19 protein-coding genes, 1 tRNA gene and 1 other RNA gene are annotated in these 23,404 nt (G+C 71.1%); 5 read left to right on the forward strand and 16 right to left on the reverse strand.

The genetic code is table 11. From position 1 onward, the window contains the following. Window positions 1–47 precede the first annotated feature (47 nt). From GGD89_RS15625 to GGD89_RS15670, 10 genes are all read right to left on the reverse strand, one after another. Window positions 48–1,496: a UDP-N-acetylmuramoyl-tripeptide--D-alanyl-D-alanine ligase gene (locus GGD89_RS15625; protein WP_184046993.1), complete on the reverse strand. Its 1,449-nt coding sequence runs from the start codon at window positions 1,494–1,496 to the stop codon at window positions 48–50. Beyond that, window positions 1,493–2,965: a UDP-N-acetylmuramoyl-L-alanyl-D-glutamate--2,6-diaminopimelate ligase gene (locus GGD89_RS15630; protein WP_184047072.1), complete on the reverse strand. Its 1,473-nt coding sequence runs from the start codon at window positions 2,963–2,965 to the stop codon at window positions 1,493–1,495. Before GGD89_RS15630 ends, GGD89_RS15625 begins: the two co-directional genes overlap by 4 nt. A 145-nt stretch (window positions 2,966–3,110) precedes the next feature. Continuing rightward, window positions 3,111–4,910 carry a peptidoglycan D,D-transpeptidase FtsI family protein gene (locus GGD89_RS15635; protein WP_184046996.1) on the reverse strand — a complete coding sequence of 600 codons (1,800 nt, stop codon included), beginning with the start codon at window positions 4,908–4,910 and terminating at the stop codon, window positions 3,111–3,113. Beyond that, entirely contained in the window at window positions 4,907–5,341 is a 435-nt protein-coding gene (gene ftsL, locus GGD89_RS15640) for a cell division protein FtsL (RefSeq protein WP_184046999.1), read from the reverse strand. Before ftsL ends, GGD89_RS15635 begins: the two co-directional genes overlap by 4 nt. Further along, complete coding sequence (rsmH, locus tag GGD89_RS15645; protein ID WP_184047002.1) at window positions 5,338–6,342, reverse strand: 16S rRNA (cytosine(1402)-N(4))-methyltransferase RsmH; 1,005 nt, start codon at window positions 6,340–6,342, stop codon at window positions 5,338–5,340. The genes ftsL and rsmH overlap by 4 nt, the downstream gene beginning before the upstream one ends. Continuing rightward, window positions 6,339–6,821, reverse strand: coding sequence for a division/cell wall cluster transcriptional repressor MraZ (mraZ, locus tag GGD89_RS15650; RefSeq protein ID WP_184047005.1), 483 nt, complete (start codon window positions 6,819–6,821; stop codon window positions 6,339–6,341). The genes rsmH and mraZ overlap by 4 nt, the downstream gene beginning before the upstream one ends. A 608-nt stretch (window positions 6,822–7,429) precedes the next feature. Then, an RNA gene (gene rnpB, locus GGD89_RS15655) (RNase P RNA component class A) lies at window positions 7,430–7,880 on the reverse strand. An 83-nt stretch (window positions 7,881–7,963) separates the two neighbouring features. After that, window positions 7,964–8,956, reverse strand: coding sequence for a GTP 3',8-cyclase MoaA (gene moaA, locus GGD89_RS15660; protein ID WP_184047007.1), 993 nt, complete (start codon window positions 8,954–8,956; stop codon window positions 7,964–7,966). Between the two features lie 115 nt (window positions 8,957–9,071). Continuing rightward, window positions 9,072–10,352 (reverse strand): DUF2478 domain-containing protein, encoded by a 1,281-nt coding sequence (locus tag GGD89_RS15665; protein ID WP_184047009.1) that lies wholly within the window; start codon window positions 10,350–10,352, stop codon window positions 9,072–9,074. A gap of 203 nt (window positions 10,353–10,555) precedes the next feature. Then, entirely contained in the window at window positions 10,556–10,756 is a 201-nt protein-coding gene (locus GGD89_RS15670; protein ID WP_184047010.1) for a DUF3553 domain-containing protein, read from the reverse strand. 214 nt (window positions 10,757–10,970) lie between these two features. On the opposite strand from GGD89_RS15670, the gene GGD89_RS15675 reads away from it, so the two are divergent. Then, window positions 10,971–11,639 (forward strand): histidine phosphotransferase family protein, encoded by a 669-nt coding sequence (locus GGD89_RS15675; protein WP_184047012.1) that lies wholly within the window; start codon window positions 10,971–10,973, stop codon window positions 11,637–11,639. Window positions 11,640–11,832: 193 nt separating this feature from the next. Beyond that, the gene (locus GGD89_RS15680; protein WP_184047014.1) at window positions 11,833–14,688 is read left to right on the forward strand and encodes a hybrid sensor histidine kinase/response regulator; all 2,856 of its coding nucleotides are present in this window, start codon (window positions 11,833–11,835) and stop codon (window positions 14,686–14,688) included. A gap of 154 nt (window positions 14,689–14,842) precedes the next feature. Here GGD89_RS15680 and can read toward each other — a convergent pair whose 3' ends face one another. From can to GGD89_RS20565, 3 genes are all read right to left on the reverse strand, one after another. Then, a complete protein-coding gene (gene can, locus GGD89_RS15685; RefSeq protein WP_184047016.1) occupies window positions 14,843–15,469 on the reverse strand; it encodes a carbonate dehydratase in 627 nt (208 codons plus the stop codon). Window positions 15,470–15,658: 189 nt separating this feature from the next. Further along, window positions 15,659–15,734: transfer RNA gene (locus tag GGD89_RS15690), tRNA-Ala, on the reverse strand. A gap of 274 nt (window positions 15,735–16,008) precedes the next feature. Continuing rightward, on the reverse strand, window positions 16,009–16,668 hold the full coding sequence (locus GGD89_RS20565) for a TIGR02300 family protein (protein WP_343058626.1): 660 nt from the start codon (window positions 16,666–16,668) through the stop codon (window positions 16,009–16,011). On the opposite strand from GGD89_RS20565, the gene GGD89_RS15700 reads away from it, so the two are divergent. The 3 genes from GGD89_RS15700 to rpsA all read left to right on the forward strand — a co-directional run bounded on the left by GGD89_RS15700 (window position 16,637) and on the right by rpsA (window position 19,977). Next, on the forward strand, window positions 16,637–17,458 hold the full coding sequence (locus GGD89_RS15700) for a hypothetical protein (protein ID WP_184047022.1): 822 nt from the start codon (window positions 16,637–16,639) through the stop codon (window positions 17,456–17,458). The two genes, GGD89_RS20565 and GGD89_RS15700, sit on opposite strands and share 32 nt — an antisense overlap. Then, window positions 17,455–18,144 carry a (d)CMP kinase gene (gene cmk, locus GGD89_RS15705; RefSeq protein WP_184047025.1) on the forward strand — a complete coding sequence of 230 codons (690 nt, stop codon included), beginning with the start codon at window positions 17,455–17,457 and terminating at the stop codon, window positions 18,142–18,144. The genes GGD89_RS15700 and cmk overlap by 4 nt, the downstream gene beginning before the upstream one ends. An 84-nt stretch (window positions 18,145–18,228) precedes the next feature. After that, window positions 18,229–19,977 (forward strand): 30S ribosomal protein S1, encoded by a 1,749-nt coding sequence (gene rpsA / locus GGD89_RS15710; RefSeq protein WP_184047028.1) that lies wholly within the window; start codon window positions 18,229–18,231, stop codon window positions 19,975–19,977. Between the two features lie 121 nt (window positions 19,978–20,098). On the opposite strand, the gene GGD89_RS15715 is transcribed toward rpsA, so the two are convergent. From GGD89_RS15715 to glcE, 3 genes are all read right to left on the reverse strand, one after another. Then, window positions 20,099–20,785: a 2OG-Fe(II) oxygenase gene (locus tag GGD89_RS15715; protein ID WP_184047031.1), complete on the reverse strand. Its 687-nt coding sequence runs from the start codon at window positions 20,783–20,785 to the stop codon at window positions 20,099–20,101. A 67-nt stretch (window positions 20,786–20,852) separates the two neighbouring features. Then, complete coding sequence (glcF, locus tag GGD89_RS15720; protein ID WP_184047034.1) at window positions 20,853–22,148, reverse strand: glycolate oxidase subunit GlcF; 1,296 nt, start codon at window positions 22,146–22,148, stop codon at window positions 20,853–20,855. Between the two features lie 4 nt (window positions 22,149–22,152). Then, window positions 22,153–23,403, reverse strand: coding sequence for a glycolate oxidase subunit GlcE (gene glcE / locus GGD89_RS15725; protein ID WP_184047037.1), 1,251 nt, complete (start codon window positions 23,401–23,403; stop codon window positions 22,153–22,155). Window position 23,404 lies beyond the last annotated feature (1 nt).

The raw sequence follows: 23,404 nt of genomic DNA on the forward strand, positions 1-23,404 counted from the left end.
GTGTCCCGACAGGCCCCGATGTGACCTGGCGTCCCCTGTGCGCCGCCCTACGCGGCCGGCTCGTCCTCGACACGCGCCTCGGCTCCGGCCAGCGCCAGCAGGGCGCGGACCACCAGACTCATGCGGCTGCCCAGCGACCCCTTGACCATCACCACATCGCCCGGCCGCACCGCCGCCGTCACGCGGGGCGCCAGCATGGCGCTGGAGGACGCGTGATCACCACGCCGCCCGGCCGGCAGCGCGTGGTGCAGGTGCGCCATCAGGGGGCCGGCGGTATGCACCACATCGATCCCATGTTCCAGAACCGAGGCGGCAAGCCCGGCATGCAGCGCCGGCCCCTCCGCCCCCAGTTCCAGCATGTCGCCCAGCACGGCGATGCGCCGGCCGCCCGGTCCGGTGCGAGCCAGCGCCAGGGTTTCCAGCGCCGCCGTCACCGCCACCGGGCTGGCGTTGTAGCTTTCGTCGATCAACCGGAAACGACCGCCCGGCATGACACTCTCCCTCTGCTCGCCCCGTCCCTCCGGCGAGGTCATGCGGCCCAGGGCCGCCACCGCCGGCATCACGTCGGCGCCCGGCGCAACCAGGGCGCGCACCGCCACCACCACCGCCAGGCTGTTGAACGCCCAATGGCGCCCGTCCAGCCCCAGCGGGTAGCCCAGCGCCGCGCCCTCGCACACCATGAACACCCGCTGGCGGCCCGGATCGCTGGCCAGGTCGAGCAAGCGCGCCTCGGCCTCGGCATGGGCGCCGAAGCCGACGATCCGCGCGACCCCGGCCAGGCGCGCGGCCCGCGCCAGCCGCCGGAAATGGCGGCTGTCACGGGGCAGAACGGCCACGCCGCCGGGCTCCAGACCCTCCAGGATTTCGGCCTTGGCGTCGGCGATGCCCTCCTCGGAGCCGAAGAACGCGATGTGCGCCGAGGCGATGGCCGTGATGATCGCCACGTGAGGCCGCGCCAGCCGCGTGAGCGGCGCGATCTCGCCGGCGTGGTTCATGCCCATCTCGATGACCGCGAAGGCGGTGTCGGCGGGCATCCGCGCCAGCGTCAGCGGCACCCCCCAGTGATTGTTCAGGTTGCCCCGGGTGGCATGGGTCGACCCCAGGGACGACAGGGCCAGGGCCAGCATGTCCTTGGTGCCGGTCTTGCCGACGCTGCCCGTGACGCCCACGACCCGCACCCCGGCGGCGCGGGCGCGGGCCCGGCGGCCAAGGCCGTGGAGCGCCGCGAACGTGTCATCCACCACCAGCAGACGAGCCGGGTCCACGCCGGCCGGCGCCTGATGAACCAGGGCGGCCACGGCGCCGGCCTCCAGGGCGGCGGCGACATAGTCGTGGCCGTCGAGGCTCGGCCCCTTGAGCGCGACGAACAGGTCGCCGGGCGCGACGGAGCGGCTGTCGATGGACACGCCGGTGGCCGTCCAGGCACCCCCTGCCCGGCCGCCGGTGGCGCGCGCGGCCTCGTCATGGGTCCACAGCGAGGCGACGGACTGGGTCATGTCGCGTCCTCCCCCTGGCGACGGTCGCGCACGGCGGCGCGGGCCTGGGTCGCGTCGTCGAAGGGCAGCACGCGGTCGCCGACCACCTGGCCCTGCTCATGCCCCTTGCCGGCGATCAGCAGCACGTCCCCGGGACCCAGCGCGGCGACGCCGGCCCGGATCGCCTCGGCGCGGTCGCCGATCTCGCGCCCGCCCGGGCAGGCGGCCATGACGGCGGCGCGGATGGCGGCCGGATCCTCGCCGCGCGGGTTGTCGTCGGTGACGATGGGCACGTCGGCGAGGCGGGCGGCGATCTCGCCCATGATCGGGCGCTTGGTCCGGTCGCGGTCGCCGCCGCAGCCGAACACGCAGACCAGGCGCCCGGCGGCATGCGGACGCAGGGCCGTCAACGCGGTTTCCAGCGAGTCCGGGGTGTGGGAATAGTCCACGTAGACCACCGCGCCGTGATCGAGGGTGGCCACCTTCTGCATGCGGCCCGGCACCTCGGTCAGCGTCTCCAGCGCCGCCGCCGCCGGACTCGCGGGGGCGCCGCAGGCCAGCACCAGGCCCAGCGCCGCCAGCGCGTTATGCGCCTGGAAGGTGCCCGCCACCGGCAGGCACACCCGATGCCGGGTGCCCAGCACCCGCAGGGTCAGGGTCTGGCCGCAGGCCGTGGGGCGCACCTTTTCAAGGCGCAGGTCGGCGCCGCGATATCCGTAGGTCAGCACCTGATGGCCGCGACCACGGCAAACGTCGGCCAGATCCTCGGCCTGGGGCATGTCGGCGTTCAGGACCGCCACGCCGCCGGGCGCCATCACCTCGGTGAACAGGCGCGCCTTGGCGGCCAGGTAGGCGGCCATGGAGCCGTGGTAGTCCAGGTGATCGTGGGTCAGGTTGGTGAAGGCGGCGGCGCGCACCCTTACGCCGTCCAGGCGATACTGGTGCAAGCCGTGGCTGGACGCCTCCATCGCCAGATGATCGCAACCGGCGGCGACCATCTCCGCCAGAATCCGATGCAGGGCGACCGGATCGGGCGTGGTCGTGGTGCTGGCGCGTTCGTATCCCGGCGCCACCGCGCCCAGGGTCCCCAGGCTGCCGGCCTTGAGGCCCAGCGCCGCCCAGATCTGACGGGTGAACACGGCGGTCGAGGTCTTGCCGTTGGTGCCGGTGACGGCGGCCACGGTGTCCGGCTGGGCACCGAAGAACCGGGCGGCCATGAGGGCGAAGGCACGGCGCGGATTGGCCTCGGTGATCAGCTGGACCGGGCGCCGCGCATCGTGCACGCGGGTGCCCAGCGGCGCCAGCACGGCCACGGCGCCGCGCGCCACGGCCTCGGGGATGAACGCGCGTCCGTCCCGGGTGGTGCCGGGCAGGGCCGCGAACAGGAACCCGGGCGCGACGCGGCGCGAGTCCGCCGTCAGACCGGCGATCTCCAGACCGGGCTCCAGATCGGCGAGGTGCCTCGCGCCGATATGCGACAGACGGCCCATGACGCTCCCTTCGTCTTTCTCGCGCGCGGTCGCGCTCGTGCACGCGCCGGCGATGCTGTTCCGACCGGCATCCATGTCCGGTGTGCGGACCGGGGCGCCGGCCATCCCTGGCGACGACGCCCCCGTCCGCAAGGCGGCGATCAGGTCAGCGAGGCGGACCACCGATCGCCCCCTCCCCGAGCCCCGGGCCCCCGCCGGCCACCGCCAGCCGGACACCGTCGGGAGGACCATCGATCGCCGGCCGGGGCGTCACGCCCAGCAGCGGCGCCACGCGGGCGATGATCGCGCCCGCCGTGGGCGCGGCGTTCCAGCCGGCGGTCGCGAATCCGTGTGTTTCCGGCAGGCCCTTGGGCTCATCCAGCATGGCGAGCACCACGTAGCGCGGGGCGTCCATCGGAAAGGCGGCCACGAAGGACGGCAGCAGGGCCTTGGCCCGGTAGCCGCCGCCGTTGGCTTTCTCGGCCGTGCCGGTCTTGCCGCCCACCAGATAGCCCGGCACGTCCGCCTTGCCGCCGGTTCCCTCCTCCACCACCATGCGCATGAGCTGGCGCATCTTGTCCGAGGTCTCCACCGACAGCACCCGCCGCCCGCCCGGCGGCGCCCCGGACCCGCGCCGCAACAGCGTGGGCGCGCGCAGCACGCCGCCATTGACCAGCGCCGCCGTGGCGGTCACCAGATGCAACGGCGTCACGGCGATCCCGTGGCCGTAGGAAATCGTTACCGTGTTGATGGGCCGCCAGGTCTCCGGATAGAGCGGCACCCCGGCCTCGGGCAGTTCGATGGACACCGGCGACAGCAGTCCCAGGCGGTCCAGGAACGCCTTCTGCCGCTCCCCTCCGACCGACAGCGCCATCTTGCCGGAGCCGATGTTGGAGGAGTGCACCAGGATCTCGGGGATCGACAGCCACCGCCCCTGGGCATGGAAGTCCTTGATCCGGAAGCCGGCCATGCGCAGCGGATGGGAGGCGTCGAAGCCGTCCGTCAGGCGGTAGCCGCCCACCTCCAGGCCCAGGGCCGTGTTCACCAGCTTGAAGGTGGAACCCATCTCGTACACGCCCAGGGTGGCGCGATTGAAGCGCGCCTCGGACGGAGCCGCGCCGAAGCGCTCGGGCTCGTAGTCGGGCAGACTGACCAGGGCCAGCAGTTCGCCGGTGCGGGCATCCATCACCATCGCCGCGCCGGCCAGCGCCTGGAAGCGATCGACGGCCTCGGCCAGCACCTCGCGCACGGCGTGCTGCACGCGGATATCCAGGGACAGGCGCAGCGGCCGGTTGTCGGTCCCCAGGCGGTCGTCGAAGGCGCGCTCGATCCCGGCGATGCCCCGGTTGTCCACGTCGGTGGCGCCCAGCACGTGCGCCGCCAGACGGCCTTGCGGGAACACCCGGCGCTCGGCGGCCTCGAACTCCAGCCCCGGCAGACCCAGGCGATTGACCAGATCCTGCTCGCGCGGGGTCAGGTTGCGGCGCAGGTAGACGAAGCTGCGACCAGACGCCAGCCGCGCCCGGGCCGTCTCGAACGGAATATCGGGCAGCACCGACACCAGCCGCGCCGCCGTGTCGTCGGGGTCGTGCACCTGGCGGGCGTCGGCGTAGAGATTGACCGTGGGAAGGTTGGTGGCCAGCACCACGCCGTTGCGATCCAGCACGTCCCCCCGCTGCACGACCGCCTGGGCCGCCGGCAGGGCCGCGTCCGCCGTCTCGTGCGCGCGTCCGTCGGACAGCGCCATCAGGTTCACCAGACGCACCGCGATCACCAGGAAGGCGATGACGAACACCCCGGCGGTGACGGCCAGGCGGGTCCGCCCCACCTCGATGGCCGCCTTGGTCGGGCTGTCCAGGGCCACGCGCGCCGCCTGACGCGGATCGCGTCCGGGCACATCGCGGATCTCGTCGCCGGGATAGAGAAACTGGCCGCGCCGGCGCGGCGGGAACAGGCACGCGCTCATGGCCGACCTCTCGATGGATGCAGGGGCAGGGTCACCAGGGTGGCCAGGGGTCGCGGCGCCGTCATGGGCTTGCGGCCCGGCAGCGGGATGGCGTCGACCTGACCCGGGTTGAGCACGCGCGGCGCCAGCGGCGCCGGCGCATCCGGCCGCGCCACGGGACGGAACGGCAGCGCCGCCAGCGTCGTCATGCGCTCCGGTCCGACCGGCACCAGATCCAGGTGCGATCCCACCAGGCGCTCCAGGTACGCGGGCTCGCTCAGGTAGCTCCATTCGGCGCGCAGCACGTGGATCGCCTCGCGGTCGGCGGCGATGGCCCCTGTCAGGGCGGCCAGATCGTCCTCCAGGGCGATGACCTCGTACTTGAGCAGGAACAGGCCGGTGGCGAGCGCCAGCACCAACCCGCCCCAGACGATGGCGATTCCCCGGATCATGGCGCGCCTCCCGGGTCGAGGGGCGTCCGGGCCGGCGCCTCGGTGCGCTCGGCGACCCGCAAGCGGGCCGAGCGGGCGCGCGGGTTGGCGACCACCTCGGCGTCGGCGGGCCGGCGCGCCTTGCGGCCGATGGCCCGGAAGGTGGCCGGCGGCTGATCGTTGGCGGCGGTGGGCAGGTGGCGCGAGGGATTGGGCCGGCCCTCCGAACGGTCGCGGATGAAGTCCTTGACCAGCCGGTCCTCCAGCGAATGGAAGCTGACCACCACCAGGCGCCCGCCCGGCGCCAGCAGGGCCTCGGCGCCCTCCAGGCCCGCGACCAGTTCGTCCAGTTCGTCGTTCACCCGCAGGCGCAGGGCCTGGAAGGTGCGAGTGGCCGGATCGATGCCGTCGCGCGCCTGCTGACGGGCGGCCCCGGGGATAGCGGCGCGCACCACCGCCGCCAGGGCGCCGGTACGCGTCAGCGGCGCGTCCGCCCGGGCGGCGACGATGGCCCGGGCCACCCGGCGGGCATGGCGTTCTTCGCCCAGGGCATGAATCAGGTCGGCCAGGACGTCCTCGTCCAGGGTATTGACCAGATCGGCGGCGCTTGGTCCGTCGCCGCCCATGCGCATGTCCAGCGGACCATCCCGCAGAAAGGAAAAGCCGCGCGCGGGGTCATCGACCTGGAGGGAGGAGATGCCAAGATCGAGGGCGACGCCAGTCACGGCACGGACCCCGCGCGCGGGCAGCGACTGACCCATGGCGCCGAAGCGACCCTGAATCAGCCGGAAACGGTCGGGAAAGGCGGCGGCCACCGCCTCGGCATGCGGCCGCGCCACCGGATCACGGTCGATGGCCCAGACGGCGCAGCCGGGCGCAGCCGCCAGGATGGCGCGGGTGTAGCCGCCGGCGCCGAAGGTTCCATCCACGTAGACGCCCCCCGCGCGCACCGCGAGGGCCTCCACCACCTCGTCCCGCATCACCGGGACATGGGGCGTGGCCTGGGTCGACAGCGCGGTCATGACCCCGCCTCACCCGCGCGGCCACCGCGTGGCGGCAACACCGGCCCCTTGGGGGGCGCCTGGCGGGCCCGGTCCAGCAACTGCTCCATCTTCCGCTTCTGCGCGGCCGGCTCCCAAATCTGGAAGGTCCGCGCCTTGCCGACGAAGGCCGCCTGATCGGTGATGCCCGCGTGCTCCATCAAGTCGCGCGGCAGGACGATTCGCCCGGTCTGGTCGTAGGGGACCTGGACGCTGGAGGCGAACACGAGCTGGGTGAACTCGTCCAGGTCGGACGAGAACGTCGGCAGGGACTCCAGCCCCTCGCTCAGTCGCTCCAGGTAATCCATCCCGCATCCCTCGATGCATGGATCGGTGTAGGACCGGAACAGGATGACGCCCTGGAAGTCCTGCTGCTTCAGGGCGGCACGGAACGTGGCCGGGACGGAAACGCGTCCCTTGCTGTCCACCTTGTTCGTGAATGTGGACAGGAACAGCCCCATGGCCGTTCGCCTTTCGTTACCGCGGTTGGTCCGTCATGGCGTGCCGGCGGCTCATCCTCGATCCAGGAAAGCCAGGTCACCGATCCCCGATTGGGTCTTTATGGTATCGCATGGGAAATCATGGTCGTCAATGCCATTCCGGGTCCATTACATGGGATGGTCGAAGACTGTCGTTGGCGCAACAAGATTCTGAGAAAGACACTGAAGGTTTTCTGTCAAACCCTTGAGGCTCACCCCAGAATCGAAGCCGAGAAAAATGTGCCTGTCGCTCTTGTTCTATTTATGTTCCTATTGCGGCCCTGGGACGGCACCCGCGGCCAGCCCATGGGACTCCATGGGATGTCCCGTCCTCGCCCCCCCGGTGACCGCCCAGCGGTCACGCGGCGCCCGGGCGGGCACGCCCGGCCCCGGCGCATGCGTCACCGCGCACGCCCGGACCGGCGCATCGCCGGTCGCGTTAACGGTCTGATTCTCATGAGTCTTTCGGATGGATCACCGGTCGCGCCGACGGCGGACCCGGGGGCGGGAGACGCCCGTCCCATGCCATCCCATGGCCGCGCCACGGTCGCTCGACGGTCGCGCCCGCACGGCCGACCACCGGGAAGACAGGCGTCAGATGGCCTGTAAGCCGGGTTCTGTCCCCGCGCCCCGGTCTGGCCGACTCGGGGCGCGATGGATGGCCATTCATCTGGGACGCCCGTCGCCGGACGCCTCGTGCGACATACCTGAACGGCGGCGCGGAAACCCGCCTGCCATCACCACCCCGGCGAACCGGAGGGTGGGGCCAACCGTTCTCCCTCAGTCTTGCTCCCGGTGGGGTTTACCATGCCCCCCCTGTCGCCAGGGGGGCGGTGCGCTCTTACCGCACCCTTTCATCCTTACCCGCCGGCGAGTCCCGAAGGGTCGCGGACGGGCGGTTTGCTTTCTGTGGCACTTTCCCTAGGGTCGCCCCCGCCGGACGTTATCCGGCACCGTGTTTCCGTGGAGCCCGGACTTTCCTCCCCAACGGGGGCGAACGCGGCGCGTCCGCCCCGCCAGGGCGGCCATCCAGCCATCTGACGCGGGTCCCAGGATAGGCCGGATGCGCCCGTCCCCCAACCCCGTTTTGCCGGCGACGCGCCCGGACCGACAGCCCCCCGCGCCTACCCGCCCGTCACGCTCATGTGCCGGGCCACGGCCGGACGGGCGCCGGCGCGGTCGATGACGAAGTCATGCCCCCGGGGCTTGCGGGCGATGGCCGCGTCGATGGCCGCCAGCAGCGGTCCGTCGTCATCGGGGGCGGCGCGCAGGGGCGCGCGCAGGTCGGCGGCGTCCTCCTGCCCCAGGCACATGTACAGCGTGCCGGTGCAGGTGACCCGCACCCGGTTGCAGCTCTCGCAGAAGTTATGGGTCATGGGGGTGATGAAGCCCACCCGCCGGCCGGTCTCGGCGACGTCCACATAGCGGGCCGGGCCGCCGGTGCGATGGTCGGTGTCCCGCAGTGTCCAGGTCTCGGCCAGGCGGGCGCGCACGACGGACAGCGGCAGGTAGTGGTCCATGCGGTCGGGTTCGATCTCGCCCAGGGGCATGGTCTCGATCAGGCACAGGTCCAGCCCCCGGTCGCCGCACCAGGCCACCAAGCGGTCCAGTTCGTCCTCGTTGATGCCCTTCATGGCGACGGTGTTGATCTTCACGCGCAGGCCGGCGGCGCGGGCGGCGGCGATGCCCGCCATCACCGCGTCCAGGTCTCCCAGCCGGGTGATGCGGCGGAACCGGTCGGCATCCAGGGTGTCCAGCGAGATGTTGATCCGGCGCACGCCGCAGTCCGCCAGCGCCCCGGCATAGCGCGCGAGTTGAGTGCCGTTGCTGGTGAGCGTCAGGTCGTCGAGCCCGCCGCCCTCCAGCAGCCCGCCCAGGCCCCGGAACAGGCGCATGACGTTCTTGCGCACCAGGGGCTCGCCCCCGGTGATGCGCAGCGTGCGCACCCCACGGGACACGAAGGCGCGGCACAGGCGCTCCGTCTCCTCCAGGGTCAGCAGCGCCCGCTTGGGCAGAAAGGTCATGCTCTCCGCCATGCAGTACTGGCAGCGGAGGTCACACCGGTCTGTCACCGAGACCCGGAGGTAGGTCACGGCGCGGCCAAAGGGGTCGATCATCCTGGACGGGTCCCTGTTCCCTGACGTTGTGTCCCTGACATGATCCGTGATCGTCCCTGATGTGGTGTCACGGTTGAACACCGACCATAGCCGGAACGACAGACCCGGGCCAGGGTCACGCCGACGGCGCCCGCAGCACCACCGTCCGGCCGTGGCGCTTCAGGTGGCGGGCGCCGCCGCCCTCCTGAACGGTTCGCGCCAGACCGTCGGCGTCCTCCACCACCAGCCCGGCGAGCATGGTGACCCCATGGTCGAACAGGACCGGCGCCAGCGGTGTTCCCGGACCGACCATAACCACGTCGGCGCCCGGCCGCAGCCGCGCCAACAGCCCCGGCAGGGTGCCGTTGGCCAGGGTGGAGGCGGTCAGCAGCACCGCGTCGGCCCCCGGCAGGAGAGTGGCGGCGGCGTGCACCGGGTCCCGTCCCGGCCCCGGCGTGCGCTCGACCACCCGCAGGCGCGGCAGCCGCTCGGTCAGGCCCGGAAACGCGCCGATGCTCACCGGCGCCTCGGCCTCGGCGGCCAGGGTCGCGAACAGGTTCAGGCCGTTGGCGCTCTCGCCGCGCGTGTCCCGGCGGTTGTGGGCGGCGTTGACGGCGGCCGCGCCCACGGCCCGCAACACCGGATCGGCGCCGCCCAGCCCCACGGCCAGGTCCCGCAACGGCCGCCCCGCCAGGTCGCCGGGCGCCGGTGTCGGCTGACAGCCGTGCGCCGCGCGGCGCGGCGTCTGCGCCAGCCCGACGCCGTCGGGTCCCTCCACCAGGGTCCAGTTGAAGCCGATCACCACGCGGCGCGCCGTGGCCCCGGCCGGGACATGGGCCGCCAGGGCGGTCTCCAGGCCATGCGGTCCCCACCAGCGCCAGCAGGCGTCCAGGCTGGGCGCCAGCAGGTGCCCGGTCGGACCGCAGAAGCCCAGCCAGTCCAGGGCGTGGGACTCGGGGACCAGGGTCAGCACCGGCACGCCCTCGGCCATGGCCGCCAGCATATCCTGGGCCAGCCCCTGGCCCCGGGCCTCCAGATGCGAGAACTTGGAGACCACCAGCAGGTCCACGCCCGCCGCCACGGCGTCGCGCAACACCGAGGTGGCCCCCGTCAGGCCCTGGGAATCGAGGGAACAGGCCCCGGACTGCCGTCCCAGCGCCTGCATGATGTCGTGAGGTGGACCGCCGCCCAGGTCCAGAAGTCCCATGCCGGTCTTGCGACCGGCGGCGTCGCGGGTGGTGCGCTGCGCCAGCCCGCCCACCCTGACCCCGCGCCGCTGGAGCGCCCGGGCGAAGGCGATCAACAAGCCCTCGACATCGCCGGCGCCGGGGCCATACAGGATGGCCGCCGGCCCGGGCGGGGGACGGGGCGGAGCGACGGGGGCCGGAGGCGTGGCGCGGGCGGCGGTCGGGTTCATCGCCCTTTGGTGCGCCGATCCGACCGGCAATGCAACACCCTGTGGGGCAACACCCGCCCCCCCGCGGGTCGCGCCCCTAGTGCACTGATCCAGACAAAAGATGCAGTCCACATTCTTTTGTCTGGATCGAAAGTGCACGAGAAACAATGTTTTGTGCAGCGACGTTTGCATTCAAGGGGGAACCCCTTGAATGCGTCGCTGCACTAGCCGCGCGGCGGGCGGGCTTCCTCGACCAGGTCCAGGTCCACGGCGGCGATGTTGACCACCTGCTTGCCCTGGTTCTCGAAGTTCACCGTCACCTGCGGCCCGACCACGGTCTGCACCTGCCCCAGCCCCCAGTCCGGCTGCGTCGGCAGGCGCACCCAGGCCCCGGGTGTGAACGGCAGAATGGTCGCCTCGGGCATGGTCGTCTCCTCTGTTCGTAAGGGCTCTGTGCGTAAGGGCGCGTCCCGAACCGGCCGTTGCGTCGCGTCGCGTATGGCAGGGTGGACCGCTGTATAAAAACGGCGTCTCTTTTATGACATGGGCATGACGCGCGGCCGGCGCCAGGGATACAGTGCGGATCCAACGACGCCCCCGCCCACCGTGGGCCCGCGCATGGCCTCGAAAGGATCCCCCATGGCCGACCGCGCCTTCCTGGAACTGGCGCAAACCCTGTGCACGCGGCTGTGCCACGACCTGTCCGGGCCGATCGGCGCCGTCAACTCGGGCGCGGAGCTGCTGCGCGAGGAAGGCGACACGCCCGACCCCCAGGTCATCGCCCTGATGACCGAAAGCGCCGCCGCCGTGACCACGCGCCTGCGCTTCCTGCGGGCGGCGATGGGCACGCCCGGCGGCCGGGGCCTCGACCCCGATGCCGCGCACACACTCCTGGACCAGTATCTGGCGGTGGCCGGCGGGACGCGGCGCCCGGCGCTCGACTGGTCGGTGCCCGCCCACGGCGAGCCGCCGGAAACGGTGCGCCCCAGGGTCCAGGCGCTTCTGAATCTGTGCCTGGTGGCGCTGGAGGCCCTGCCGCGCGCGGACCGGCTGAGCGTGCGGGCACCGTCGGCCCGCGCGGCGCAGGTGCTCATCGGCGGCACCGGACAGCCGCGCCCGGGTCCCCTGGACGCGATGCGGGCCGGCCTCGACGGCCCGCCGCCGTCCGGCGACCCTCGCGACGCCCAGGGGGCCTACACGGGCGTGCTGATCCGCGCGCTCGGCCTGACGGTGGTCATGGAAACCGATCCGGGGGCCGTGCGGCTCGACCTGCGCCCGGCCGGTCGGGACGGCTCCCGAATGACGTGAAGCGGGCCGATCGGCGCCACCGGACTATGACGCCGGTGTCCGAGCATGGTATAAGGTCAAGCAAAGCCATGGTCGCGATGTGATGTCCGGCGGGATTGTCGCGTTCGCGGGTCCCGGCCGCCGAAGGAAAACGGTGGCGTCCCCGGGCCGCGACGGGATGGTCTCGGCGTCGTCGGTGAACGGGGGTTGTGTGATGGATGACCTGCTGAGCGAATTCCTGACCGAAACGGGCGAAAGCCTGTCCACCCTCGACGTGGAACTGGTCAACCTTGAACAGAACCCGAACGATCGCGACATCCTGTCCAATATCTTCCGTCTGGTGCACACCATCAAGGGCACCTGCGGGTTCCTTGGGCTGCCGCGCCTGGAAAGCCTGGCGCACGCCGGCGAGAACGTGCTCGGCAAGTTCCGCGACGGCGAGCTTGAGGTCACGCAGGAGGCGGTCACCGTCATCCTGCACACCATCGACCGCATCAAGGACATCCTCGGCCACCTGGAACAGACCGAGACGGAACCCGAGGGCACCGATCAGGACCTGAAGGACCAGTTGGCGCTGCTCGCCGAGGGCCAGAGCCTGGGAACCGCCGCGCCCGCCGCTCCCGCCGCTCCGCTGGCCCCCGCGCCGGCCGAGCCGGCGGCGCCCGCCGAGGCCGACGGCGACGCCCCGGTGGTCAGCGATGGCGGCTTCCCGGTGGCCGCCGAACTGCTGGCCGAGGTCGAGGAGGCCATGGCCCAGGGCAAGCGGGCCGCCTCCGAGGTCGATCTGGCGGCGGAGATGGCCGCCGAGGCCGCGGCCGAGGAGGCCAAGGCGGCGGCGCAGGCCAAGCCCGCCCCGGCCGCCAAGCCCAAGCCGGAGCCGAAACCCGAACCCAAGGCCCAGGTTCCGGCCCGCAGCGCCGCCGCCCAGGACGGCGCCGCCAACGAGGGCGTCAAGAAGGAATCGGTGGCCGCGCAGAGCATCCGCGTCAACGTGGACCTGCTGGAAAACCTGATGACCCTGGTCTCCGAACTGGTGCTGACGCGCAACCAATTGCTGCAAATGGTGCGCGGTACCGATGATTCGGAATTCGCCGCGCCGCTGCAACGGCTGTCGCACATCACCTCGGACCTTCAGGAAGGGGTGATGAAGACGCGCATGCAGCCCATCGGCAATGCCTGGGCCAAGCTGCCGCGCATCGTCCGCGATCTGGCCCTGGAAATGGGCAAGAAGATCGACCTGCAGATGTTCGGCGCCGACACCGAACTGGACCGCCAGGTGCTGGAGCTGATCAAGGACCCGCTGACCCACATGGTCCGCAACTCCGGCGACCACGGCCTGGAGTACCCCGATGAGCGCGTCTCCGCCGGCAAGCCCGAGACCGGCATCGTGAAGCTGAACGCCTATCACGAGGGCGGTCACATCATCATCGAGATTTCCGACGACGGGCGCGGCCTCAACCTGACCAAGATCCGCGAGAAGGCCATCATGAACGGGCTCGCCAGCGAGGCCGACGTGGAGGCCATGACCGACCAGCAGGTCGCCCAGTTCATCTTCAAGGCCGGCCTGTCCACGGCCGAGAAAGTGACCAACGTCTCCGGACGCGGCGTCGGCATGGACGTGGTGCGCACCAATATCGAGAAGATCGGCGGCACCATCGAGTTGAAAACCTGGCCCGGCAAGGGCTCCACCTTCATCATCAAGATCCCGCTGACGCTGGCCATCGTGTCCGGCCTGATCGTGGAAAGCGCCGGCGAGCGCTTCGCCATCCCGCAGATCTCGGTGCTGGAACTGGTGCGGGTCACCGACAAGTCGGACACCCGGATCGAGCGCATCAACCGCGCGCCCGTGCTGCGCCTGCGCGATCGCCTGCTGCCCCTGGTGTCGCTGGCCGCGCTGCTGCGCCTGGACGAGGACCGGGGATCGGTCGAGGAGGAGGTCAGCGGCCAGGAGGAAACCTTCATCGTCGTCGCCCAGGTCGGCACCTACACCTTCGGCATCATCGTCGACCGGGTGTTCGACACCGAGGAGATCGTCGTCAAGCCGGTGGCGCCCATCCTGCGGCACATCACCATGTTCTCGGGCAACACCATCCTGGGTGACGGCAGCGTCATCATGATCCTCGACCCCAACGGCATCGCCAGCGCCACCGGCGAGACCACCATGGGCGGCGGCGGCGCCGCGGAGGCGGTGCACATGCACGAGACCCGCACCGACGACCGGACCTCGCTGCTGATCTTCCGCGCCGGGTCCAAGGAACTGAAGGCGGTCCCCCTGGCCCTGGTGGCCCGCCTGGAGGAAATCGACGTCGAGAAGGTGGAGTACAGCTACGGCCAGCCGGTGGTGCAGTACCGGGGACAGTTGATGCCGCTGGTCGGCGTGGACGGCATGCTGGGCATGAAGGACGAGGGCCGCCAGCCGGTGCTGGTGTTCTCGGATCGGGAACGGACCATGGGCCTGATGGTCGACGAGATCGTGGACATCGTCGAGGACCGCCTGAAGGTGGAACTGAAGGCCGAGCAGATGGGCGTCATCGGCACCGCCGTGATCAACGGCAAGGCCACCGACATCATCGACACCGGCCACTACCTGACGCAGGCGTTCGGCGACTGGTTCGGCACCGCCGAGAGCGAGGCGTTCCAGGGCGGGCGCAAGCCGCCGGTGCTGCTGGTGGACGACAGCCCGTTCTTCCGCAACCTGCTCTCGCCGCTGCTGTCGGCGGCCGGGTTCGACGTGACCGTCGCCGCCGCGCCGACCGAGGCCCTCGCCCTGTTCGAGCAGGGGCGCCGGTTCTCGGCCATCATCAGCGACATCGAGATGCCCGAGATGAACGGTTTCGAGTTCGCCGAAGCGGTGCGGCAGCGGCCCGAGTGGGCGCGCGTGCCGCTCATCGCGCTGTCGTCTCACGCCTCGGAACGCGACCTGGAGCGGGGCCGGGAAGCCGGCTTCGACGACTATGTGGCCAAGTTCGACCGCGAGTCCCTGCTCCATGCCCTGCGCACCATGATTTCCGAGACCGGCGGCAATGGTCAGGCACAGGGTCACCACGAAACCGCCGACATGCGGTTCTGAGCGCGCGAGAGGCCCCAAGGCGCCGGCGCGCAGCGTCAACGGCGCCCTTGGAGATGGCGCCTGGGGGAGGAACCCCATGCGCGGGGCCACAGGCCCTGCGGTGGTCCGGTCGGCCGGGACGACGCCCGTGACCAGGGCCTTTCGCCGGGCCGGCCTAACGAAGCAACCGCATGACCTCGGCCAGGTCCTCGGAACCGGCCAGGGTGCAGGTTAGGTCGCGCAGGTGGCCGTCGTGGAGGTCGTAGATCCAGCCGTGGACCTGGAGAGCCTGGCCCCGCGCCCAGGCGTTCTGAACGATGGTGGTCGCGGCGACGTTGCGGGCCTGCTGAACCACGTTCAACTCGCACACGCGGCCCAACCGGGCGGCTTCGTCCAGGTCGGCCAGATCATGGGCATGCGCGGCCATGATCTGCTTGATCGGACTCAGCCAGTTGTCGATGAGGCCGAAGGCCTTGCGGCTCATGGCGGCCTTCACGCCCCCGCACCCATAGTGGCCGCAAACAATGACATGACGAACCCGCAGGATCTCGACCGCGTACTGCAACACGGTCAGCAGGTTCAGGTCCGACGGCACCACCATGTTGGCGACGTTGCGATGCACGAACAACTCGCCCGGCGCCAGCCCGACGATGTCGTTGGCCGGCACCCGGCTGTCGGAACACCCGATCCACAGGAACTCCGGGGATTGCTGGTTGACGAGGCGATTGAAGAAGTCCGGGTCGCCGGCGGTCTTCTGGTCGACCCATACGGCGTTGTTCTGGAACAGGCGGTCGATTCCCATGGGCACGGCCTCCTTGCCGGTCACGAAAATGGGCCGATCACGAAAATGGACCGATCACGAAAATGGACCGATCACGAAAATGGACCGATCACGAAAATGGACCGATCACGAAAATGGACCGATCACGAAGAAAACGGGCCGGTCATGAAAAAGGGCTCGACCTGTCGCGGCCGAGCCCTTTCCTGATGATGGTGGAGCCGTGGGGAATCGAACCCCAGACCTCTACAATGCCATTGTAGCGCTCTCCCAACTGAGCTACGGCCCCACGAAACCGCGTCTTCCCGCCGTCCGCCCGGGCGGTTTCGGCGTGTCTTTTCCGGACGACGGCGGTCGCCCTGAACCCCGACCTCCGAACCCTGATGGGCGCCTTTGGGGAGACGCCCGACACCCGGGTGGCCATGGCCGAGGCCCGGGGTTATATGGGCTTCATCGGCCGGGGGCAAGAGGAAAAACGCGCGTTTCCGCGAAAACCCTGTCACCCCCGTCGCGCGCCCGCTGCACCATCCCTGGGGCGTCCCGCCCCAGGGTCGGGGACGGGCTTACTCGTCCTCTCCATCGCTGTCGAGATGATCGATGACCTCGGCCATGTCGTCATCGTCCTCGCCCAGATCCGAGGCGTCCTCCATCATGTCCCCGGCTTCATCCTCGGTATCGTCCAGGTCCGGCGCCTCAAGGTTGGTCTTGACGACGTCTTCGACCTCCTCAAGGGCCGCGGCCGCCACCACCGGCACCGCCTTAGGCTTCTTGTCCGGCACAGCCGGGCGCGCGCGCCGCGCACGCACGGGGGCGTCCTCCTCGTGGACGGCCCCACACTTGGGACAGACGATCGGCTGGCGCCGCATGTCATAGTATCGGGCTCCGCAGGAGCCACAGGATCGCTTCGTTCCCCATTCCGGCTTGGCCACCCGGACCTCCTCCTGCAGGCGCGCCGGATCCCTGGTTCCGGTTCCGGCGCGGTGGCAGACGCGATACGACAACAACAGAGTCTCAAGAGGGGCGCGTTTGCCATCATCGACAAGCCAAGTCAACGCCCGATGCGCCCGCGCGCCCACTCTGTCGCACACGGCATGGACCCTCTCGGGACACGCGGGAAACCCGGCCCGGCGCGGTGCTTTGTCGCCAAGGACTGTCGCCGGCCGGCCGTGCGTGGTACACGCGGGCTGCCCCATGTCGTCCCGATTGCCGCCCGCCGCCGCCATGCCCCCATCACTGGTCCCGACACAGCCGCCCGGTCCGCCCGCCGCCCCCACCCGCGCCGCCGTCACGGCGCCGGCGGTGACCGCGCTGGGCGCCCTGATGGCGGCGGCCACGGTGGGCGAAAGCCGTCTGCCGGCGGCCTGGGTGCCCGCCCCCCTAGCCCGCATCCTGGTCGGGCTGGGCGCGCGCGTGCGGTCCACCGACACCGGGGTGACGGTGCGTGGCCGGGGCCTGGGCGGGCTGGCCGAGCCGACCGCGCCGCTGGACGTGGCCGCCAGCCCCGACGGCCCGGTCCTGCTGCCGCCGCTGGCCGGGCTGCTGGCCACCCAGCCGATCCTGGTGGTGATCCTCGGCCCGGCGGACATGGACCTACCGGCGGACCTGATCGAGGTCCTCATGCGCGTCGGCGCCCGGCCGCGCGCCGCCGGGGAGGGCCGGCGATCCCCCCTGAGCATCCAGGGAACCGCCGCGCCCGTGGCCCTGGACCTGGGCGCCGATCCGCCGCCCTCGATCACACCGGCGGGCGCCCTCGCGGCGGTGGCCGCCGGACTGAACAGCCCGGGCGAGACCCGGGTGCCGCTGCCCGCGCCGCTGGCCGAGGCCCTGGCGGCGCTGCTGACGGCCTTCGGGGTTCCGGCCCGGATCGCCGCCGGCCCATCCCCCCCGGCGGACGACGGACCGGTCCACCTGTGCCTGACGGGCGAGGTGGAGACCCGGCCGGTCGACATCCCGGCCGGCGACCGCCGTTTCGTCCCGTTCCGCCCATCTCCGCAGGACCCCGGTACACCATGATCATCGCCATCGACGGACCCGCCGCCGCCGGCAAGGGCACCCTGGCCCGCGCCCTGGCCGACCGGCTCAACCTCGCCTACCTGGACACCGGCCTGCTGTACCGGGCCACCGGGCATGCCGTGCTGCGCGCCGGCGGCGATCCCGCCGACCCGGTCACGGCCGAGGCCGCCGCCCGCGCCCTGTCCCCGGCCGACCTGGACGACCCGGACCTGCGCACCGAGGCGGCGGCGGCCGCCGCCTCGGCGGTGGCCGCCCTTCCGGCGGTACGCGCGGCCCTGCTGGACGTCCAGCGGGCCTTCGCCGCCCGCCCGCCGGCCGGCCGCGACGGCGTGGTCCTGGACGGTCGCGACATCGGCACCGTCGTCTGCCCCGAAGCCGACCACAAGCTGTTCATCACCGCCACCCTCGAAACCCGCGCCCGTCGGCGCTTTCTGGAGTTGCGGGACAAGGGCGTTGACGCTATAGAGTCCAGCGTTCTCCACGACATGGTGGACCGGGACGCGCGCGATTCGTCGCGCCGCGTCGCGCCGTTGGTTCCGGCCGCCGATGCGTTCGTGCTGGACACCTCCGACCTGAGTGTGCACGACGCCCTGGCCGCGGCCCTGGCTTACGTTCGCAAGCGCCAGGAGCGGAGCGGGTCCACACCCGCCGGCACCGACGCCGACGCCGACACCGATGTTTCCTGAGTGAGGGACGATCAAAGACCGCCGGACCCAACCGGCAGGCCGGAAAACCAATTGCGACTCGAGTAGGACAAGGACAGACTCCCCATGGCCGAAGCCGCCACCGACACCCACGCCACCGACAGCCAGGATTCCGGAGCCGACATCTTCGCGGCCGAATCCTTCGAGGCCCTGCTGAACGAAACCCTGGGCGAGAACAGCAGCCTTGAAGGCACCGTCATCAAGGGCACCGTCATCGCCGTGCGCAACGACCATGTGGTCGTGGACGTCGGCCTGAAGTCCGAAGGACGCGTGCCGCTGAAGGAGTTCACCAAGGCCGGCGAGGATCCCGAACTGAAGCCCGGCGACGGCATCGACGTCTACGTCGAGCGCTACGAGGACCGCGACGGCAACATCATCCTGTCGCGCGAGAAGGCCCGGCGCGAAGAGGCGTGGAACGAGTTGGAGAAGGCCTACACCGAAAGCCGCCGCGTCAAGGGCCAGATCTTCGGCCGCGTCAAGGGCGGCTTCACCGTGGACCTGTCCGGCGCCATGGCCTTCCTGCCCGGCAGTCAGGTGGACATCCGCCCGGTGCGCGACATCACGCCGCTGATGGGCCAGCCGTTCGAGTTCCAGATCCTGAAGATGGACCGCTCGCGCGGCAACATCGTCGTCTCGCGCCGCTCGGTGCTGGAGGAGACCCGCGCCGAGGAACGCGCCAAGCTGCTGGAGCGCCTGAAGGAAGGCGAGATCCTGGACGGCGTGGTCAAGAACATCACCGACTACGGCGCGTTCGTGGACCTGGGCGGCGTCGACGGCCTGCTGCATGTCACCGACATCTCGTGGAAGCGCATCAACCACCCCACCGAGGCCCTGTCCATCGGCCAGACGGTGCGCGTGCAGGTGATCCGCTTCAACCCGGACACCCAGCGCATCAGCCTGGGCATGAAGCAGCTGGAGGCCGACCCCTGGGAGGGCGTGGCCGTCAAGTACCCCACCGGCACCAAGTTCGCCGGCCGGGTGACCAACATCACCGACTACGGCGCCTTCGTGGAACTGGAGCCGGGCGTCGAGGGTCTGGTCCATGTCTCCGAGATGAGCTGGACCAAGAAGAACGTGCACCCGGGCAAGATCGTCTCCACCAGCCAGGAAGTCACCGTGATGATCCTGGACGTGGATCCGGACAAGCGGCGCATCTCCCTGGGCCTGAAGCAGACCATGGGCAACCCCTGGTCCGACTTCCTGGGCAAGTTCCCCCCGGGCACCGAGGTCGAGGGCGAAATCAAGAACATCACCGAGTTCGGCCTGTTCATCGGCCTGCCCGGCGAGATCGACGGCATGGTCCACCTGTCCGACCTGGACTGGGCCCGGTCCGGCGACGAGGCGGTCAAGGACTACAAGAAGGGCGACGTGGTCAAGGCCAAGGTCCTCGACGTGGACGTGGACAAGGAGCGCATCAGCCTGGGCATCAAGCAGCTCGGTGATGATCCCTACGCCGCCGCCACCGCCGACCTGCGCAAGGGCCAGACCGTCACCGGCGTGGTCACCCAGGTGCAGGACAACGGCATCGAGGTGGAGGTCAGCGGCGCCATCGGCTTCATCCGCAAGAGCGATCTGGCCCGCGATCGCGGCGACCAGCGCCCCGAGCGCTTCGCCGTCGGCGAGAAGGTGGACGCCAAGATCACCAACATCGACAAGGCCAATCGCCGCATCGGCCTGTCCATCAAGGCACGCGAGGTGGACGAGGAGAAGCAGGCGATGGCCGATTACGGCTCCGCCGACTCGGGCGCCTCGTTGGGCGACATCCTGGGCGCCGCGCTGCGGCAGGCGCAGGAAAAGGCCGACGGCGACTCGTAAAAAAGCGTTGGCCCCGTGTCCCCCTGTTTCGGGTCACGGGGCACCACGTTCGAAGCCCCCGGGGTGCGACATCGGCGCCCCGGGGGTTTTTCGTGTGCGCCCCGGCGAAACCGCCGGCGGATCACACGACCGGTCGGTCGGGAAAGCACAACTCGTGCCGTGCCCGCCACTCGGGACCGACGTAATTGACGATCAGCGAGCGGCGCACGCCATGGATTGGCCGTCGCGCGAAGCCGTGCCAGGTCCGCTCCGAGGGCACGAAGACGGTTGCGTGATTGGCCACGAACGGCAGGCGAAGCGGCGGTCCCTTGGGGTCGGCGTAGACGTCCGTCCCCCAGTCGCCAGCCTCCGGTCCCCGCGACAGCGGCGCCAGCAGGGTGAACCGCTTGACGCCGATGTCGGTGTGCGGCTCCAGCCAGAAGCCATCGGTGTCCCGGGCGTATTCGACGCGCAGGAAGGTCCCGCTCAGGTCCACCCCGCACAGGGTCTGGATCGCGGCCACCACGCGCGGATCCTGAAGGGCGGCCGCGACCCGTCGGCAGACGGAGAACGCCTCTTGATGCGCCTGGTCGAAATAGACGCGCAGGGCGTTGTTTTCCTCCCGCCGCCCCGCCGCGTAGGTCATGGCCGCCGGATCGACGGGCAGGGCCTCAAGGGCATCAAGAACCGTCGATGGCCAGACGGTCGTGAGCCGCCAGTACGGAAACGGGTGGTCGTGTCGCGCCGCCGCCGCCAACGACGCCAGGACCGAGGTCGTGACGCCGTCGGACGTGCCTGGTGTGTTCTCCGGATGGCCTGATGTGTCCATGCCCCACCGTACCACGGTCGATCGCCGTCCAGAACAACCAGGCACGTCGGGGACGGGCGCACACGTCCTACTGGCTTTCCAGACCCCTCGGCCGTGGCCCCCCGGTGGCCCAATCCAGCAATTGCACGGTGTGCACCATCGGACGCCCCCGGGGCGCGCCCTTGCCTTCGCGCAGGTGGTTGAGGCAGCCGATGTTGCCGGCGGCGACAACGTCGGCCTCCAACGCGCCCAGGGTCTCCAGCTTGCGGGCGCGAAGCTGCCGGGACAGGCCCGGCTGGGTGATGGAATAGGTGCCGGCGGAGCCGCAGCACAGGTGCGGGTCGCGGGGCGAGACCACGCGGAAGCCGGCGGCCTCCAGCAGGGCCTTGGGCGCGGTCTTCACCTGCTGGCCATGCTGCAACGAGCAGGCGGCGTGATAGGCCACGGTCAGCCCTGGGTCGGCGACGGGCTCCCGAAGGCCAAGCTCGCTCAGAAGCTCGGTGACGTCCACCGTCTTGGCGCTGATCGCCTGGGCCTCGGCGGCGATATCCGGCTCGCCCGCCAGCATGTGGCCGTAGTCCTTCACCGTGGTCCCGCAGCCGGAAACGGTGATCACCACCCGATCCACGCCGGCCTGGGTCCAGGCCCGCACGTTGGCGCGGGCGAAGGCGCGGGCGGCCTCCTCCCGGCCCATGTGCTGAACGACGGCCCCGCAACAGCCCTGCCCGTCGGCGAGCACGACCTCGCAGCCGTGACGGGTCAACAGGCGGATGGCGGCGGCGTCGATCTCCGGGTCCAGGGCCGGCTGCACACAGTTGCGCATCAGCGCCACCCGCATCCGCGCCGGTCCCTGGGCGGGGATCACCCGCGCCCGGTCGGTGGGCGCGCGCAGCGCCGGGCGCCGGGTCGCCATGCCGGCGAGCGCCCCCAGTCGTCCGGGCATCCATCTGGCGACCGGCGCCGTCAGCCAGCCCGCCAGCATCGCCAGGCGGAACCGCCCCGTGTGGGGCACCACCGCCGCCAGGATCCCCCGCACCAGGCGCTCCCCCCGGGGGCGGTTGTAGGTACGCTCGATATGCGCCCGGCCCTGGTCCAGCAAGTGCATGTAGTCCACGCCCGAGGGGCAGGTGGTCACGCACGACAGGCAGGTGAGGCAGCGGTCGATGTGCTTGACCACGCTGGCGCTGGCCGGCGTGTCCCGCTCCAGCATGTCCTTGAGCAGGTAGATGCGCCCACGCGGGCTGTCCAGTTCGTCGCCCAGCAGCACGAAGGTCGGACAGGTGGCGGTGCAGAAGCCACAATGGACACAGGTGCGCAGGATGTCGTTGGCCTGGCGGAGGAGTGGATCGCGCGCCAGCCTGTCTTCGGCGAAACGAGTCTGCATGGGGTTACCGTCCCTCCGCCATGCGGCCGGGGCTAAGGATGCCCTTGGGGTCGAAGCTCTCCGTCACCCGCCGGGACAGCGCCGCCAGCGGCGCCGGCTGGGGCTGGAACACCGGCACGTGGGCGCGCACGTCGGCGCCGGCGCGGATCAGGGTGGCGTGGCCGCCGCCATGGTGGGCCACCGCATCGCGCACCGCGCCCGCATGCGCCTCCGGCGTCGGCGCCAGGGCCAGCCACAGCAGGCCCCCGCCCCAGTCCATCTGCCACCCCGACAGGTGTCCCTCGCCCACCCCGTGACGCACCGCCGCCAGCACCCGCGCGCCCTGGGCCGGGGGCACCGACAGGCGCCAGAGAACCGCGTCGGCCGGGTCCGCGATCAGGCGGGCGTCGCTCACCTCGCCCCACAGGACCGCGCCGTCATCGTGAGACAGGGCCTCGGTGGGACCCAGCGCGGTCAACTCGGTCCGCAGCGCCTGACAGCGCCAGGCCACGGACGGGTCCGGTCCCTCGACCCGCAGCGCGGTGATGGCCCGCCCATCCCCGGCGATCGCGGCGACGGCCGAGCGCGCCGCCATGGCCGCCGGCAGATGGGCGGCGCCGGACACCTCGTGCGACGAACCCAGGGCCCGCGTCATGGCCTGGACCGCGTCGGCCGCGTCCAGGCCCAGCACCAGCACGGTGGCCGATGTCTCGGGCCGGGGCACGGTCTTCAACGAAAGCTCGGTCAGCGCCGCCAGCGTCCCCATGGAGCCGGTCAGCAGCTTGGAGAGATCAAAACCGGTGACGTTCTTGACCACCCGACCACCGGACCTGAACGCCTCGCCGCGCCCGGAGACCCCGGCGATGCCCAGCACATGGTCGCGCGCGGCCCCCGCCGAAATCCGCCGGGACCCGGCCAGGTTGCAGGCCACCAGTCCACCCAGGGTGCCCGGCGGATCCGCCGGTCCATGGGGCTGGCCCAGCAGCGGGCGCCAGTCCGGCGGCTCGAAGGCCAGCATCTGTCCGGCGGCGTCCAGGGCGGCCCGGACCTCGGCCATGGACGTCCCGGCCCGCGCGGTCATCACCAGTTCCTCGGGCGCGTAGTCGACGATGCCGGCGATCCCGCTCAGGTCGAGCGCATGACTGGTGTTGGTGGGTCGGCCCAGGGCGGCCTTGGTGCCATGGCCACGCAGCGCCAGCGGCGTGGACTCGGCCAGCGCCCAGGTGATCAGGTCGGCCACCTGCTCCGGCGTGTCGGGACGGTACGTCTGGCTCATG

The organism is Roseospira visakhapatnamensis (genome assembly GCF_014197915.1).
In the GTDB taxonomy this organism is placed as follows: Bacteria; Pseudomonadota; Alphaproteobacteria; order Rhodospirillales; family Rhodospirillaceae; genus Rhodospira; species Rhodospira visakhapatnamensis.